The 16,258-nt window shown below is 62.5% G+C and carries 13 protein-coding genes; 10 read left to right on the top strand and 3 right to left on the bottom strand.

The genetic code is table 11. The features are described 5' to 3' along the window. Positions 1-229: 229 nt before the first annotated feature. The gene (aceB, locus tag RC54_RS16085) at positions 230-1,816 is read left to right on the top strand and encodes a malate synthase A (protein WP_058896089.1); all 1,587 of its coding nucleotides are present in this window, start codon (positions 230-232) and stop codon (positions 1,814-1,816) included. A gap of 148 nt (positions 1,817-1,964) precedes the next feature. Here aceB and RC54_RS16080 read toward each other — a convergent pair whose 3' ends face one another. The 3 genes from RC54_RS16080 to ispD form a co-directional block, all read right to left on the bottom strand. Beyond that, positions 1,965-2,171: a cold-shock protein gene (locus RC54_RS16080; protein WP_006464465.1), complete on the bottom strand. Its 207-nt coding sequence runs from the start codon at positions 2,169-2,171 to the stop codon at positions 1,965-1,967. 316 nt (positions 2,172-2,487) lie between these two features. Then, positions 2,488-2,985, bottom strand: coding sequence for a 2-C-methyl-D-erythritol 2,4-cyclodiphosphate synthase (ispF, locus tag RC54_RS16075; RefSeq protein ID WP_058896088.1), 498 nt, complete (start codon positions 2,983-2,985; stop codon positions 2,488-2,490). Next, on the bottom strand, positions 2,982-3,746 hold the full coding sequence (gene ispD, locus RC54_RS16070) for a 2-C-methyl-D-erythritol 4-phosphate cytidylyltransferase (RefSeq protein WP_061788966.1): 765 nt from the start codon (positions 3,744-3,746) through the stop codon (positions 2,982-2,984). Before ispD ends, ispF begins: the two co-directional genes overlap by 4 nt. 203 nt (positions 3,747-3,949) lie before the next feature. Between ispD and mfd the strand changes: the two genes are divergently transcribed. The 9 genes from mfd (at position 3,950) to cheB (ending at position 16,251) form a co-directional block, all read left to right on the top strand. Next, positions 3,950-7,387 carry a transcription-repair coupling factor gene (gene mfd, locus RC54_RS16065; protein WP_061788965.1) on the top strand — a complete coding sequence of 1,146 codons (3,438 nt, stop codon included), beginning with the start codon at positions 3,950-3,952 and terminating at the stop codon, positions 7,385-7,387. Positions 7,388-7,439: 52 nt separating this feature from the next. Then, positions 7,440-8,324, top strand: coding sequence for a phosphoserine phosphatase SerB (serB, locus tag RC54_RS16060; RefSeq protein ID WP_061788964.1), 885 nt, complete (start codon positions 7,440-7,442; stop codon positions 8,322-8,324). A 37-nt stretch (positions 8,325-8,361) separates the two neighbouring features. Continuing rightward, positions 8,362-8,724, top strand: coding sequence for a DUF4870 family protein (locus tag RC54_RS16055; RefSeq protein ID WP_017451742.1), 363 nt, complete (start codon positions 8,362-8,364; stop codon positions 8,722-8,724). A gap of 183 nt (positions 8,725-8,907) precedes the next feature. After that, entirely contained in the window at positions 8,908-10,533 is a 1,626-nt protein-coding gene (locus tag RC54_RS16050; RefSeq protein ID WP_058896084.1) for a methyl-accepting chemotaxis protein, read from the top strand. Positions 10,534-10,556: 23 nt separating this feature from the next. Further along, entirely contained in the window at positions 10,557-11,024 is a 468-nt protein-coding gene (locus tag RC54_RS16045; RefSeq protein WP_061788963.1) for a chemotaxis protein CheW, read from the top strand. Further along, on the top strand, positions 11,021-12,280 hold the full coding sequence (locus RC54_RS16040) for a CheR family methyltransferase (RefSeq protein ID WP_058896082.1): 1,260 nt from the start codon (positions 11,021-11,023) through the stop codon (positions 12,278-12,280). Before RC54_RS16045 ends, RC54_RS16040 begins: the two co-directional genes overlap by 4 nt. Then, positions 12,273-12,944 (top strand): chemotaxis protein CheW, encoded by a 672-nt coding sequence (locus RC54_RS16035; RefSeq protein ID WP_061788962.1) that lies wholly within the window; start codon positions 12,273-12,275, stop codon positions 12,942-12,944. Before RC54_RS16040 ends, RC54_RS16035 begins: the two co-directional genes overlap by 8 nt. Next, positions 12,941-15,232 (top strand): hybrid sensor histidine kinase/response regulator, encoded by a 2,292-nt coding sequence (locus RC54_RS16030; RefSeq protein WP_061788961.1) that lies wholly within the window; start codon positions 12,941-12,943, stop codon positions 15,230-15,232. Before RC54_RS16035 ends, RC54_RS16030 begins: the two co-directional genes overlap by 4 nt. Then, positions 15,229-16,251, top strand: a complete 1,023-nt coding sequence (gene cheB / locus RC54_RS16025; RefSeq protein ID WP_061788960.1) for a chemotaxis response regulator protein-glutamate methylesterase — start codon at positions 15,229-15,231, stop codon at positions 16,249-16,251. Before RC54_RS16030 ends, cheB begins: the two co-directional genes overlap by 4 nt. Positions 16,252-16,258: the final 7 nt, after the last annotated feature.

The following is a 16,258-nucleotide window of genomic DNA, read 5'->3' as shown; positions in this document are numbered from 1 at the left end:
TAAATGGCTGGCAAAGCCGCGTCAGTATTGGCTTGGCGTGTGAAAGGATTATCTCTCCACTTGTGACTAAAACGCAAAGATAAATTGATAAAAGCTTTCACTCATATCGATTTAGTTTAAATATACTGCGTACATAAAGCGTCTGATGCGATGCGAAAAGCTGCACGCTCTCAGGCACAATCATGAAAACAAGATCACCCAGTCCATTTTTCTTTTTGAGGAGTCCAGCATGACGCAATTGAAGCTGCCCACCGGCATGGAAATCTCCGGCGAGATCAAGCCGGGTTACGAGAACGTCCTGACCTTTGAAGCCCTGTCGCTGGTTGCCAAGCTCTCGCGCGCCTTCGAAGGCCGCCGCCAGGAACTGCTGGCCGCCCGTGCCGAGCGCGTCAAGCGCCTGGACGCTGGCGAGCGCCCCGACTTCCTGAAGGAAACCGAATCCATCCGCACCGGCGACTGGAAGATCGCCCCCATCCCCGAAGCGCTGAAGTGCCGCCGCGTGGAAATCACCGGCCCGGTCGAGCGCAAGATGGTCATCAACGCCTTCAACTCGGGCGCCGACAGCTACATGACCGACTTCGAGGATTCCAACTCGCCGGTCTGGGATAACCAGATCAGCGGCCAGATCAACCTGTATGACGCCATCCGCCGCACCATTTCGCTGGAATCCAACGGCAAGAGCTACAAGCTCAACGACAAGATCGCCACCCTGGTGGTGCGTCCGCGCGGCTGGCACCTGGATGAAAAGCACGTCACTCTGGACGGCAAGCGCATCTCCGGCGGCATCTTCGACTTCGCCCTGTTCCTGTTCCACAACGCCAAGGAACAGCTGGCGCGTGGCGCCGGTCCGTATTTCTACCTGCCGAAGATGGAATCGCACCTGGAAGCCCGTCTGTGGAACGACATCTTCGTGATGGCCCAGAACGAGATTGGCCTGCCGCAAGGCACCATCAAGGCCACCGTGCTGATCGAAACCATCACCGCCGCTTTCGAGATGGAAGAAATCCTGTACGAACTGCGCGAGCATAGCGCCGGCCTGAACGCCGGCCGTTGGGATTACATCTTCTCCTGCATCAAGAAGTTCAAGAACGACAAGGACTTCTGCTTGGCCGACCGCGCCAAGGTCACCATGACCGCGCCCTTCATGCGCGCCTATGCCTTGCTGCTGCTGAAGACCTGCCACAAGCGCGGCGCCCCGGCCATCGGAGGCATGAGCGCGCTGATCCCGATCAAGAACGATCCGGAAAAGAATGCCATCGCCATGCAGGGCATCATCAACGACAAGCGCCGCGACGCCACCGATGGCTACGATGGCGGTTGGGTCGCCCACCCGGGTCTGGTCGAGGCGTCCATGAAGGAATTCGTGGCCGTACTGGGTGACAAGCCCAACCAGTTCGAGAAGCAACGTCCGGACGTCGACGTGAAGGCCGCCGACCTGCTGAACTTCCAGCCGGAGACCCCGATCACCGAAGCCGGCCTGCGCTACAACATCAACGTCGGCATCCACTACCTGGGTGCCTGGCTGGCCGGCAACGGCTGCGTGCCCATCCACAACCTGATGGAAGATGCGGCCACCGCCGAAATCAGCCGTGCGCAGGTGTGGCAGTGGATCCGCAGCGCCAAGGGCAAGCTGGAAGACGGCCGCAAGGTCACTGCCGACATGGTGCGCGCGATGATTCCAGAAGAACTGGCCAAGGTGAAGCAAGTGGCAGGTGAGGGCCCCACTTATGACCGCGCGGCCAAGATCTTTGAAGAAATGTCCACTTCCGAGACCTTCGCCGAATTCCTGACGCTGCCGCTGTACGAAGAAATCTGATTCAGATCGACTTTGGCAGAAATGAAAATCCCCGCCACTCGCAAGAGGGCGGGGATTTTTTATTCATTTCGGCACTGTGCAGCACTGTGCAAAAGCAGCAGACGAAAAAAATCCCCGACAAGTCGGGGATTTTTTCAGCTAGAAAAGCTTAAGCAGCCGGAACGATGTTCGAAGCTTGCTTGCCCTTCGGGCCGGTGGTCACTTCGAAGGAAACGCGTTGGTTTTCCTTCAGGGACTTGAAACCATTCGATTGAATAGCCGAGAAGTGAGCGAACAGATCTTCGCCGCCTTCATCGGGGGTGATGAAACCAAAACCCTTTGCATCGTTGAACCACTTGACGGTACCAGTTGCCATTACGGACTCCTAAATTTAATTGATTGGGGCTTGCGCCCGGCTCTTTATCGTTACTCGGGAGGAATGACAGCGAAGAACCGCACTACCAGCTCGAATCCTAACGACGCGACGATTATACTCATTAAATCGAGAATGCAAGCCATTTTCGGTACGAAAGTTCAATTAAAAGTTTTAATGGTTTTTTCCGGTGCTTTAGATTTCCATACATGCCGGAAAATGGTGCATCCTGTGGCCCGCAATCCCTTGTCTGGTGCGGGTTTTGGGCTGTCGGTCAGTGTCCTACGCGAGCCTGTCCGGCGCTTTCCTACACGCGTTTTCAGTCGTTTTGGCGGTGGATCAGCACAACCGCTTCGGTGGCAATCCCTTCTTCACGACCCAAAAAGCCCATTTTCTCGTTGGTTTTCGCCTTGATATTGACTTGCCCTTCAGAAATTCCCAGGTCGGCGGCCACATGCGAAATCATGGCCGGAATATGCGGCGCCATCTTGGGGGCTTGGGCGATGATGGTGGCGTCCACGTTGCCCACCGTATAGCCGGCTGCGGCCAGGCGCTTGGCGGCTTCGCGCAGCAGTACGCGTGAATCGGCGCCCTTGAATTGCGGGTCGGTATCGGGGAAGTGACGACCGATGTCGCCCAGCGCGGCCGCGCCAAAGAGCGCATCGGTGATGGCGTGCAACAGGGCGTCGGCGTCCGAATGCCCCAGCAGGCCCTTTTTGTGGGGGATGGTGACGCCGCCCAGGATCAGCGGGCGGCCTTCCACCAAAGCGTGACAGTCATAACCTTGGCCGATACGGAAAGGGAAGGGATGGCTCATGCGTGTGGACCTTTCAGTAAGAATTCGGCCAGCGCGGCGTCCTGCGCCAGCGTGACCTTGAGATTGCGGGGGCTGCCTTCGACCAGGCGTGGGCGCAGGCCCAGCATTTCGATGGCGCTGGCGTCGTCGGTGATCTCGCCCAGCCGGCCTTGCTGCTGGGCTTGGTGCAGGGCGCGTTGCAGCAGCGTATAAGGGAACATCTGCGGCGTCTGCGCCGCCCACAGACCGGCCCGCGGCACCGTTTCCAGCGAGCGGGCGGGGCATTGCGCATCGCTGCGCTTGAGGGTGTCGACCATCGGCAGGGCCAGCAGGCCGCCCACCTCATCCCCTTCCAGTGCATCCAGCAGACGGTCGATCAGGGCCGCATCCAGTCCCGGACGCGCGGCATCGTGTACCAATACCCAATCGGCATCGCCGGCCTCGGCACGCATGGCGTTCAAGCCATTGAAGACGCTGTCCTGGCGGGTTGGGCCGCCGACCCGCAAGATGCTCACCCGTGCTTGCAGCGCTGGCGTCATCAGCGTATCGATCCAGCCATCCTCGGCACTGACCACCACGAAGGTATGGGCGATGCGAGCATGGGTCGCAAACGTTTGCAGTGCGTGCTGCAGCATGGGCTGGCCGGCCAGCATCATGTATTGCTTGGGGATCTGGCCCCCCATGCGGGCGCCCACGCCGGCCGCGGGGATGAGCGCCAGGTGGCGCGCCGGGGAAATGGGCGGGGAGGGGAGCTGGGAGCAAGCGGATGGTGCAGCGTTCATGCCATGGAGCTGGCCGGCGCGCCCGCCAGGCGGCGGCCTGCGCGAGGGCCATCGTTTATAATGAGAGGCTGAATTCTAATGCCAATCCCTTGCAAGTGGCCGGCATTTTGCGGCAACGCAGGTGCCCGCCGCAGCCGCGGCAAGCCCACATTAGTTACACAACCCCAAAACAAGCCCAAACCAAGCCGATCCTCCCGATCCTGATGTCTTTCGATCTGAAAAAAAGCCTGCCCAAGGCAGGTGTGCGTTTCCAGCCTCCCGCCGTGCACGGTTCTGCCGATGCCTTCCTGTTGGCCCAGGCCGCGCTGGCCCTGAAGGCCGAAGGCCGCATGTTGGCCGTGGTGGTGGCCGGTGCCACCGATGCCCAGCGCTTGTTGGCCGAGATACCCTGGTTCCAGCCCAAGCAGGGCGAGCGCCTGCGCTGCCACCTGTTGCCGGACTGGGAAACGCTGCCTTACGATGCCTTCTCGCCGCACCAGGATCTGGTGTCCGAACGCTTGGCCACGCTCTATGAAGTGCAGTCCGGCCAGTGCGACCTGCTGATCGTACCGGCTACGACGGCCTTGCTGCGCATGGCGCCGCCGCAGTTCCTGGCGGCCTATACCTTCTTCTTCAAGCAGGGTGAAAAGCTCGACGAAGGCAAGCTCAAGTCCCAGCTCACCCTGGCTGGCTATACCCACGTGGGCCAGGTCATGTCGCCGGGTGAATATTCGGTGCGCGGCGGCCTGATCGATATCTTCCCCATGGGTTCGGTGCTGCCGTATCGCCTGGATCTGTTCGGCGACACCATCGAAACCATCCGCACCTTCGACGCCGATACCCAGCGCTCGCTCTATCCCGTGCCGGAAGTGCGCCTGCTGCCGGGCCGCGAATTCCCCATGGACGAGGCTTCGCGCCTGGCCTTCCGCAATCGCTGGCGCGAAGTGTTCGAGGGCGACCCCTCGCGTTCGGCCATCTACAAGGATATCGGCAATGGCATCGCCTCGGCGGGCATCGAATACTACCTACCGCTGTTCTTCGAAGAGACGGCTACGCTGTTCCAGTACCTGCCGGCCAATGCCATGTTTGCCACCGTCGGCGATATCGAGCAAGCGATCAAGCGTTTCTGGAGCGATACCCGCTCGCGTTGGACATTTCTTCACGCCGACCGCGAACGGCCGGTGCTGGAACCCCGTTCCATCTACCTGGACGATGAAGATTTCTTCACACTGCTGAAACCCCACGCGCGTTGGGTGCTCAAGACCGATGATGCGCCCTCGGCCATCTCCGCGCCGCTGCCCAATATCGCCGTCAACCGGCGCGCGGAGGATCCGCTGGTCAACTTGCGCGGCTTCCTCCTCAAGGGCGCCGAGCGCGTGCTGATCTGCGCCGAGAGCAATGGCCGGCGCGAAACGCTGCAGCAGTACTTCGCCGAATACGATCTGCATCCGGTGCTGTGCGAGGACTGGAACGACTTCCTGGCCAGCGATGAGCCGCTGATGCTGGGCGTGGCGCCGCTGCACGCCGGTTTTGTCAGCGCAGGTGGTCTGGCTTTGGTGACCGAGACCGAACTGTATGCCGGCAGTGGCCGCCGCGTCGGCAGCCGCAAGCAGCAGGCCGCTACCGATGTCGAATACATGGTGCGCGACCTCTCGGAACTGAAGATCGGCGATCCGGTGGTGCACAGCAGCCACGGCATCGGTCGCTACATGGGCCTGGTCAGCATGGACCTGGGGGAGGGCGAGACCGAGTTCCTGCACCTGGAATATGCCAAGGAAACCAAGCTCTACGTGCCGGTCTCGCAACTGCATGTGATCTCGCGTTATTCCGGCGCCTCGCCGGAAGACGCACCGCTGCACGCACTGGGTTCGGGCCAGTGGGAAAAAGCCAAGCGCAAGGCTGCCCAGCAGGTACGCGATACGGCTGCCGAACTGCTGAACCTGTATGCCCGCCGCGCACTGCGCCAGGGCCATGCCTTCCAGTATTCGGCGCACGATTATGAAGCCTTTGCCGACAGCTTCGGCTTCGAGGAAACCGCCGACCAGGCCGCCGCCATCAATGCCGTCATCAAGGACATGACCAGCGGCAAGCCGATGGATCGCCTCATCTGCGGCGACGTCGGTTTCGGCAAGACCGAAGTGGCCTTGCGCGCCGCCTTCGTGGCGGTGATGGGCGGCAAGCAGGTGGCCATCCTGGCGCCGACCACGCTGCTGGCCGAACAACATGCGACCACCTTCGCCGACCGTTTCGCCAACTGGCCGGTGAAGATCGCCGAACTGTCACGCTTCCGTACCGGCAAGGAAGTCACGCAAGCCATCAAGGGCCTGGGCGATGGCACCATCGATATCGTCATCGGCACCCACAAGCTGCTGTCCGATGAAGTGAAATTTTCGCGCCTGGGCCTGGTCATCATCGACGAAGAGCACCGTTTCGGCGTGCGCCAGAAAGAGGCCCTGAAGTCGCTGCGCGCCGAGGTCGACGTGTTGACGCTGACTGCCACTCCGATTCCGCGCACGCTGGGCATGGCCTTGGAAGGCCTGCGCGATTTCTCGGTGATCGCCACCGCGCCGCAGAAGCGTCTGGCCATCAAGACCTTCGTGCGCGCCGAGAATGAATCGACCATCCGCGAAGCCTGCCTGCGCGAGTTGAAGCGCGGCGGCCAGGTCTACTTCCTGCACAACGAAGTGGAAACCATCGCCAACCGCAAGGCCGCGCTGGAGCAGTTGTTGCCGGAAGCACGCATCGCCGTGGCGCATGGCCAGATGCACGAGCGTGATCTGGAAAAGGTGATGCGCGACTTTGTGGCGCAGCGCTTCAATATCCTGCTCTGTACCACCATCATCGAAACCGGCATCGACGTGCCCACCGCCAACACCATCATCATGCATCGCGCCGACAAGTTCGGTCTGGCGCAGTTGCACCAGTTGCGCGGGCGGGTCGGGCGTTCGCACCACCAGGCCTATGCCTACCTGCTGGTGCAGGATGTGCAGGGATTGTCCAAGCAGGCGCAGCGCCGGCTGGAGGCGATTCAGCAGATGGAGGAACTGGGCAGTGGTTTCTATCTCGCCATGCACGACCTGGAAATCCGAGGCGCCGGCGAAGTGCTGGGCGACCACCAGTCGGGCGAGATTCACGAGATCGGTTTCCAGATGTATTCGGACATGTTGAACGAAGCCGTGCGCGCCTTGAAGGATGGTCGGGAACCCGACCTGGCCGCGCCGCTATCGACCACCACCGAGATCAACCTGCACGCGCCTGCGCTGCTGCCTAACGACTTCTGCGGCGACGTGCACGAACGGCTGTCGCTGTATAAACGCTTTGCCAACTGTGAGAAGTCCGACGCTATCGATGCCCTGCAGGAAGAGCTGATCGACCGCTTCGGCAAGCTGCCCGATGCCGCCAAGGCGCTCATCGAAACGCATCGCCTGCGCATCGCCGCCAAGCCGCTGGGCATCATCAAGATCGATGCCCACTCGGAGGCAGCCCTGCTGCAGTTCGTTCCCAATCCGCCCATCGATGCCATGCGCATCATCGAGCTGGTGCAGAAGAACCGGCAGGTCAAGCTCAATGGCCCGGACAAGCTGCGCATCACGGCCAACATGCCGGACCTCAGCACGCGCGTGCAGCAGGTCAAGGCCACCATGAAGGCGCTCACGGGTTGAGGCTGTAGACAGTCCTCCCCCGCATTGCCCGAGTCAACGTATCAACGCATCCATGAATCAACAGAACAACATGAACCTGATCCTGCAAGCCCCCAAGCAACATACCGTTTCCTCTTCCGCCATCGATGCCATCGCCGTGCTGGCCGGTGGTCGTGCCGAACGTCTGGCCGATGAGCGCGTGCCGGATGTGGACGCCTGGCGCGTGGCCGGCGTGCGTGGCGACGATGCGCTCAAGGCCAGCATCGATGCCGCCTGCCTGCAGGCGCGCCTGGACTATGCCTTCATCGAAGAAGGTCGCAAGCTGTCCGACTTCCGCCTGCTGGCCATGGACATGGATTCCACCTTGATCACCATTGAATGCATCGATGAGATCGCCGACATGCAGGGTTTGAAACCGCAAGTGGCCGAGATCACCGAAGCCGCCATGCGCGGGGAGATCGAGTTCAACGAAAGCCTGACGCGTCGCGTGGCGCTGTTGCAGGGGCTGGATGCCGGCGCGCTGCAGCGTGTCTACGATGAGCGCCTGCAATTGTCGCTGGGGGCGGAGAACATGTTGAAGGCGGTGCAGGCGGCGGGCCTGAAGACCTTGCTGGTGTCAGGCGGTTTTACCTTCTTCACCGATCGCATGAAGGCCCGCCTGGGCCTGGACTACACCCATGCCAATACGCTCGAAGTGGTCGATGGCAAGCTTACCGGCAAGGTCGTCGGTGGCATCGTCAATGCCGACGAGAAGCGCGCGACGGTGGAGCGCGTCTGCCGTGAGATCGGCGCCGAGCCGGCGCAGGCCATCGTCATGGGCGATGGCGCCAACGACTTGCGCATGATGGGCATCTCCGGTCTGTCGGTGGCCTTCCGCGCCAAGCCCGTGGTGCGGGCACAGGCCAGCGTGGGCTTGAATTTCGTCGGATTGGACGGCATCTTGAACCTGCTGGCCTGATACTTCGGGCTGTTTTTCCCTCACTTCAGGAGATGCGATGAACCAGGAACTGGTATTCGATCCACAGACCCAAACCGGCCGTGACCTGGTGTGGTGGCTCTACCTGGCCCATGCCGCCTGTCTGGTTTTTTCGCTGGGCATGTTGTCGTGGTTGCCGCTGATCGTCAATTATCTCAAGCGCGGCGATGTGCGCGACACCTTCCTCTACACCCACCATCGCTGGCAGATCCGTTCCTTCTGGTGGTACCTGTTCTGGGTCTTCGCGGGCGGTGTGCTGTGGATGACGGTAATCGGCATCCCTCTGGCGGTGCTGGTGTTTTCCCTGGCCTGGATCTGGAAAGCCTATCGCCTTATCAAGGGTTTCCTCGACCTGCAGGATAACAAGCCCATGCCGGTCTGATCCAAGTAGAGATTTCTTGCCGGTACAGATGGCGCCTCCTGTGGGCGCCATTTTCATTGCGATGAAGCAATTTTCACTGGTGCAGGGGATAATAGCGATATTGAAACGTTTCAATGATAATCTCGAATTATCACTAGAAGTCGCTATAAAGATTCCATCCAAGGGAAAAGGGAAAACCTGCGCATGAAGAACTGGACGATCAAGCAACGCCTCCTCGGGAGCTTCGGGCTCATCCTGCTGTTGATGGCGCTGATGGCCGGTATCTCGGCGCTCAACCTGGGCCGTATCGACAAGAGCGCCACTGCCTTGCGTAGGGATTCTACGCCCGGCCTCTACCACAGCACCCAGATCAATGCCGCCTGGTATGAAAACCTGCTGCTGACCCAGCAGATCGCCCAGATCGATACCAATGACGCCGAGCGTCAGGCCAACCTGGCCCTACTGCGCCGCAATGCCGAGCGCCTGGACAAGTTGCAGGAGGATTACGACCAGACCATCTTCAGCGACACCGATCGCAATCTGTTCGAGCAATTCAAGCAGGTGCGCCAGAGATACCGCGCCTTAGTCGGTGAGGTGCTGAAGATGGATTTCAGCCAACGCCCCCCCATCGACAAGCTCTTCAACGAACAGATCCGCCCGCAGTGGCGCGCCGGTTACCAGTTGACCCAGCGCATGGTCGATACCAACAAGGCCATCGCCGATAAAGCCGCCAGCCGCATCAACGAGGCCGTCACTGCGGCGCAGTTCGCGATGATGACTGCCCTCATGGCCGCCTTGCTGGCGGCCATGGTGTGCGGTTTCTTCCTGCTGCGCGCCATCAACGAGCCGCTGCAAAAGCTCATGGGCATCCTCGATGTGATGCGCTCGGGCGACTTTTCGCGCCGCGTGGCCCTGGATCGCAATGATGAGTTCGGCGTGCTGGGCAGCGGCTTCGACCGCATGACCGATGAGTTGGCCGCGCTGGTATCGCAGGCGCAGAAATCTTCTGCGCGGGTCGCCACTTCGGTCACCGAGATCGCTGCCACCGCCCGCCAGCAGCAGGCCACCGCCGCCGAGACCGCAGCCACCACCACCGAGATCGGCGCCACCTCGCGCGAGATCCATGCTACCTCGCGTGACCTGGTGCGCACCATGAATGAAGTCTCGGTGGTCTCCGAACAGACTTCCGCCCTGGCCGGCAATGGTCAGGCCGGCTTGACCCGCATGGGTGAGACCATGCACAACGTCATGGATGCAGCCGGCTCGGTCAGCGCCAAGCTGGCCATCCTCAATGAAAAGGCCGGCAACATCAACCAGGTCGTCACCACCATCACCAAGGTGGCAGACCAGACCAATTTGCTGTCGTTGAATGCCGCCATCGAAGCCGAGAAGGCCGGCGAACACGGTCGCGGCTTCTCGGTGGTGGCCACCGAAATACGCCGCCTGGCCGACCAGACCGCCGTGGCCACCTATGACATCGAAGTGATGGTCAAGGAGATCCAGTCGGCGGTCGCGGCCGGCGTGATGGGCATGGACAAGTTCTCCGACCAGGTTCGACGCGCAATGCAGGACGTGCAGACGGCCGGCAGCCAGCTCTCGCAGATCATCGCCCAGGTGCAGGCGCTGGCGCCGCGCTTCCAGATCGTTAATGAAGGAATGCAGGCCCAGGCCAACAGCGCCGAGCAGATCAACCAGGCGCTGGTACAACTGTCCGAAGCGGCGCAGCAGACGGTGGAGTCGCTGCAGCAGTCCAGCCAGGCCATCGAGGAATTGAACGTGGTTTCCAATGAATTGCGCAATGGCGTGTCGCGCTTCAAGGTGTCGGACTGAGCCCCGCGTCGGAGCGGCTGACCATGAACCAGCCCTTGTTCCTGTTGTTTTCGCTGGGCGACGAGCGTTATGCCTTGCCCACCGCCGAGGTGGCCATGGTGCTGCCACTGTCGCCCTGCAAGGCCTTGCCGGGGACACCCCCCTGGGTCGCCGGCTTGCTGCCGCATGGTGAGAGCCACGTGCCGGTGATCGATCTGTCCATGCTGGCATTGGGCCGTGCGGCGCCGGCCAGGGTCAGTACACGCTTGGTGCTGGTGCATTACCGTGCTGGGTTGAGCACGCCGGTGTTGCTGGGCTTGCTCCTGGAACGCGCCACCGAGACCTTGCGCGCCGATCCGGCGCATTTCACCAGCGCTGCCATCCGCAATGAAGGGGCCCCTTATCTGGGGCCGGTCATGCCTTACCAGGGCGGCCTGCTGCAGCGGGTACAGGTGGACGACCTGCTTGATCCCGCCACGCGCGCCTTGCTCTATCCAGAGGCGCTGGCATGAAGACCCTGCCGCATATCGCCGAACTGCTCAAGGCCGCCATGGGCCTGGATATGGCTACCGTTGGCAGCAGCCTGATCGAACGCGTGGTGCGTGAACGCATGGCTGCGTTGGAGATCACCGACGACAGCCTTTACCTGGCCGTGCTGCAGACTTCCGAGGCTCAACTGCAAGCCCTGATCGAGTCGGCCGTGGTGCCCGAGACCTGGTTCTTCCGCGACCGCGAAGCCATTTTCGCCACCGCCCGCCTGGCGCGCCAACGGCTGGCAGAGCAGCCTGCGGTGCCGGTGCGCATCCTGAGCCTGCCGTGCTCCACCGGCGAAGAACCCTATTCCCTGGCCATGGCCTTGCAGGAGGAGGGCGTGGCGCCGACCCAGTTCGTCATCGATGCCTATGACATCCGTACCCGTTCCCTGGAGATTGCCGCAGCCGGTGTATACGGTCGCAATTCTTTCCGGGGCCAGGATCTGGGCTTTCGAGACCGTCATTTCACGCCGCACGAGCAGGGCTGGCAGTTGCAGCAGGAAATCCGCCAGCAGGTGCGCTTTGCGCCCGGCAATCTGCTGGCGCCGGACTTTCTGCGACAGGCCGCGCCTTATGACTTCATTTTCTGTCGCAACGTGCTGATCTATTTCGAACGCGAGGTCCAGCAACAGGTGGTGGACCTACTAGAGAGCCTGATGAAGCCTGACGCCCTGGTCTTTGTCGGTCCGGCCGAGGGGGGCATCCTGTTGAGTCCCCGGATGGAATCGGCTGGTATTGCGCTGGCCTTCGGTTTTCGCAAGCGTTCCTCACCCTTGCGGCCAAGTCGCTTGCCGGCCTGGATCACGCCACCGCAGGTCATTTCTGCTGCGCCGTCCACAGTATGCGGCGCGCCCCGCACCGGCCTGACGGCAGTGACGACCCGCCCAGCCATGCCGCAGCCGACTGCCACGGCCCCGACCTTGCTGCAGCAGGCGCGCGTGCTGGCCGACCAGGGCCAGTTCACCCAGGCCGAAGCCTTGTGCGAGCAAGTCATGGTCGAGCAGGGACCGAGTGCCGAAGCCTTCTATCTGCAAGGCTTGATCCACGACGCCAGTGGCCAGGATGAACTGGCCCAGCGCAGCTATCGCAAGGCGCTTTACCTGCAACCGCAGCACCAGGCTGCACTGCTGCAACTGGCGGCCCTGCTGCAGGCCCAGGGCGATGCTGCCGGGGCCGAGCGGATGCGCCAGCGGGCCGCACGCGTGAGCCCGGTGCCGGAGGGTAGCCATGGATGAGACTCAGGACTTGCGCTTGCATCAGCACCTCGACAACTGTTGGAGCCGCATTGGCATCCGCGGCGACGGCAGTTGCCCGGAACTAGCTCAATACGTGCGCTGCCTGAATTGCCCGACGTTTGCGCGCGCCGCCTTGCAGCAACTGGACCGTGTCGATGCCTCGCCCGAGGTGGCCCAGCAGTGGGTGCAGGCCAGTGCGCACGCTCAATTGCAGGGGCAGGGCACCCATGCCCTGGACTCGGCCCTGGTGGTGCGTATCGCCGGCGAATGGCTGGCCATCGCTACTGCGGTTGTGCAGGAAGTGGCCGAGGCGCGTCCCGTACACAGCCTGCCGCACCAGCGCAATACGGCGATTACGGGCGTGCTCAATATCCGTGGGGTCTTGCGCATTTGCGTCTCGCTGGCGCAACTGTTCCAGTTGCCCACCCAGTCTCGCGCACCGTATTTGCTGGTGGCGCTCCATGAAGGGCAGACGCTGGTGTTTCCAGTGGAAGAGGTGGCCGGCGTGCATCGCTATGCACCTGACACCCTGGCTGCGGTACCGACTACGTTGGCCCAGGCCAGCATCCAGTACACACGCGGCATGGTGGAGTGGCGTGGGCATCCTATCGGTCTGCTGGATCATGAATTATTGTTCTACGTGCTGAACCGGAGCATGACATGAGCACGCCCGACCTGAGCCAGATGTCCATGCTGGATCTGTTCCGCTTCGAGGCGGAAAGCCAGATCGCCCAGCTCAACACCAGCCTGCTGGCTCTGGAGCAGAAGCCCGACGCAGCCGAGCACCTGGAAGCCTGTATGCGTGCCGGGCATTCGCTCAAGGGTGCAGCCCGCATCGTCGGCCTGGACACTGCGGTGAAGGTGGCCCATGTGCTGGAGGATTGTTTCGTGCTGGCCCAGCGAGGCCAGTTGCGGCTGGAAAAAAAGCATATCGATGTGCTCCTGCGTGGCGCCGACCTGCTGGGCCGCATTGCCGCCCCGCCGGATGGTGATGAAGCCTGGGCCGATCATGCCGGCAGCGCCGAGGTCCAAGCCTTCCTGCTGGCCTTGCCGGCGGTGATGAGCGGCGGCGAGGCGGCACCTTGGCCGGTACCGGCAGCAGTCGGGCCAGCGACCCCTGAGGTCAACGCCGAGGTTACGCCGGCGCCTACGTCCAGCCCGGCGAGTCCCTTGTCTGGCGAAGCCGTGGCCCTGGCTGCGGCCTCCCGCGCCGTGCGCGTGAGTGCCGACAGTCTGGATCGGTTGCTGGGCCTGAGCGGCGAAGCGCTGGTGGAGTCGCGCCGCCTCAAGCCCTTCTCGGCCAACATGTTGCGCATGAAGCGCGGGCAGCGCGAGGCGATGCAGGCGCTAGACCTGCTGCAACATCAATTGTCGAGCAATCAGTTCGATGAACTGACCCACGCGACCCTGAACGAACTGCGCAGCCTGATGCAGCAGAACCAGCAACTGCTGGGCGAGCAATTGAATGCGCTGGACGCCTTCGACCGCCGTTCGCTGAACCTCTCGCAGCGCCTCTATGACGAAGCCCTGGCGTGTCGGATGCGACCCTTTGCCGATGGCACCGGTGGTTTTGCGCGCATGGTGCGCGATGTCGCGCATATGCTGGGCAAGTCGGTACGGCTGGACATCAGCGGTAACGATACCCAGATCGACCGCGATATTCTGGAAAAACTGGAAGCCCCCATCGGCCACCTGCTGCGCAATGCGCTGGACCATGGCATCGAAGAGGCTGCCACCCGCCGTGCCGCTGGCAAGCCCGAGCAGGGCGTCATCCGGCTGGAGGCGAGGCATAGCGCCGGCATGTTATTGATCGAAGTGGCCGATGACGGCGCCGGTATCGACCTGGCGCGTTTGCGCCAGGCCGTAGTCGCGCGCGGCCTGTCCAACCAGGAGACGGTGGAGCGTCTGTCCGAGAGCGAGCTGCTGGATTTCCTGCTGCTGCCCAGCTTCAGCCTGCGCGATACCGTCACCGAGATTTCAGGACGCGGCGTGGGGCTGGACGTCGTGGCCGACATGCTCAAGCAGGTACGCGGCACCATCCGCATTTCCACCCGGGCCGGGCAGGGCAGCCGCTTCCTGCTGCAGCTCCCGTTGACCTTGTCGGTGATCCGCAGCCTGCTGGTGGATATTGGGGGCGAACCGTATGCGTTCCCGCTGGCCTACGTCAATCGCACCCTGCGCCTGCCGGCCGAGGCGCTGCAGACGCTGGAAGGCTACCAGCACTTCCACCACGAGGGTCGCCAGGTCGGCCTCATCAGCGCCCACCAGGTGCTGCACAAGGGCCAGTGGCGCGTCCGCGATGGCAGCGTGTGCGTGGTGGTCATCGGCGAGCAGGAACGCAGCTATGGGGTGGCGGTGGATGCCTTCCTGGGCGAGCGCACGTTGGTGGTGCAGCCGCTGGATGCGCGTCTGGGCAAGATCCCCGACATCCTGGCCGGTGCCCTGATGGAAGATGGCGCGCCGCTGCTGATCCTGGATGTGGCCGACCTGCTGCGCACAGTGGAAAAGCTGACCTCGTCCGGGCGCCTGCAGACGGTGGATCAGGAGGGTAGTAGTCCAGCGACGGTGGTCGCGCGCAAGAAGGTGCTGGTGGTCGATGATTCGCTCACCGTGCGCGAGCTGGAACGCAAGTTGCTCACCCATCGTGGCTACCAGGTCACGGTGGCGGTGGATGGCATGGATGGCTGGAATGCGGTGCGCGCCGAACATTTCGACCTGGTCATCACCGACATCGACATGCCGCGCATGGATGGCATCGAACTGGTCAGCCTCATTCGCGGCGCGCCGCAATGGCAATCGTTACCGGTGATGATCGTCTCCTACAAGGATCGCGAAGAAGACCGGCAGCGTGGCCTGGCTGCGGGTGCCGACCATTATTTCACCAAGAGCAGTTTTCATGACGAAAGCCTGTTGCGGGCTGTCACGGATTTGATTGGAGAGGCAACATCGTGAAGATCGGCATCGTCAACGATACCCCCATGATGGTGGAAGTGCTGCGCCGGGTGATTGCCGAGAGTGGCCGCCACGAACTGATCTGGATCGCCCGCGATGGCGAACAGGCGGTGCAGATGTGCGCCTGGCAATTGCCTGACGTGGTGCTCATGGATTTGCTCATGCCCAAGATGGATGGGGTGGAAGCCACCCGCATCATCATGCAGGAGACGCCCTGCGCCATCCTGGTGGTCACTTCCGACATGGACACCAGCGCCGCCAAGATCTACGAAGCCATGGGCCATGGGGCGCTTGACGCCACCCAGACCCCGGCCTTGATCGGGGCGGCCGGCAAGCGCGATGCAGCGGCCCTGATCGAAAAGATCGATAACCTCGGACGCTTGAGTCCGGAAGAGATGAGTGCCCCGGTGCGGCCCTGCCTGCCGGCGCTGATCCCGGCGGGGCAGGAAGATCTGGCACCGTTGGTGGCCATTGGTGCGTCGGCCGGTGGCCCGGCCGCGCTGGCGACCCTGCTCAAGCAGGTGCCGCGCGAATTTTCCGGCAGCATCGTGATCGTGCAGCACATCGACGCGAGCTTTGCGGCGGGCATGGCGCAATGGCTGCAACAGCAATCGACGCTGCGCGTGCGGCTGGCCATCGAAGGTGACTTGCCGCGTCGCGGCGAAGTCCTGCTGGCCGGCAGCAACCGGCACCTGGTTTTCAAGGAGGGCAGCCGTCTCGGTTATCGCGATGGCGCCCCAGCGGACGTCTACCGCCCCTCGGTGGACGCCTTTTTCCACAGCATCGTGCGGCATTGGCAAGGCCATGCCACCGGTGTGCTGCTCACCGGCATGGGCCGCGATGGCGCGGCCGGCCTGAAGGCCTTGCGCGACAACGGCTACCACACCCTGGCCCAGGACCAGAAAAGCTGCGCCGTCTACGGTATGCCCAAGGCGGCCGTGGCTCTCGGCGCGGCCGTGGAAGTGTTGCCGGTCAGCGCCATGGCGGCCCGACTGCAAGCCTTGTTGGCAGCGGCATGATGCGATT

It is taken from the genome of Herbaspirillum rubrisubalbicans, from assembly GCF_003719195.1.
Classification (GTDB): domain Bacteria; phylum Pseudomonadota; class Gammaproteobacteria; order Burkholderiales; family Burkholderiaceae_D; genus Herbaspirillum; species Herbaspirillum rubrisubalbicans.
This window is presented reverse-complemented; position numbering and strand designations above follow the sequence as displayed.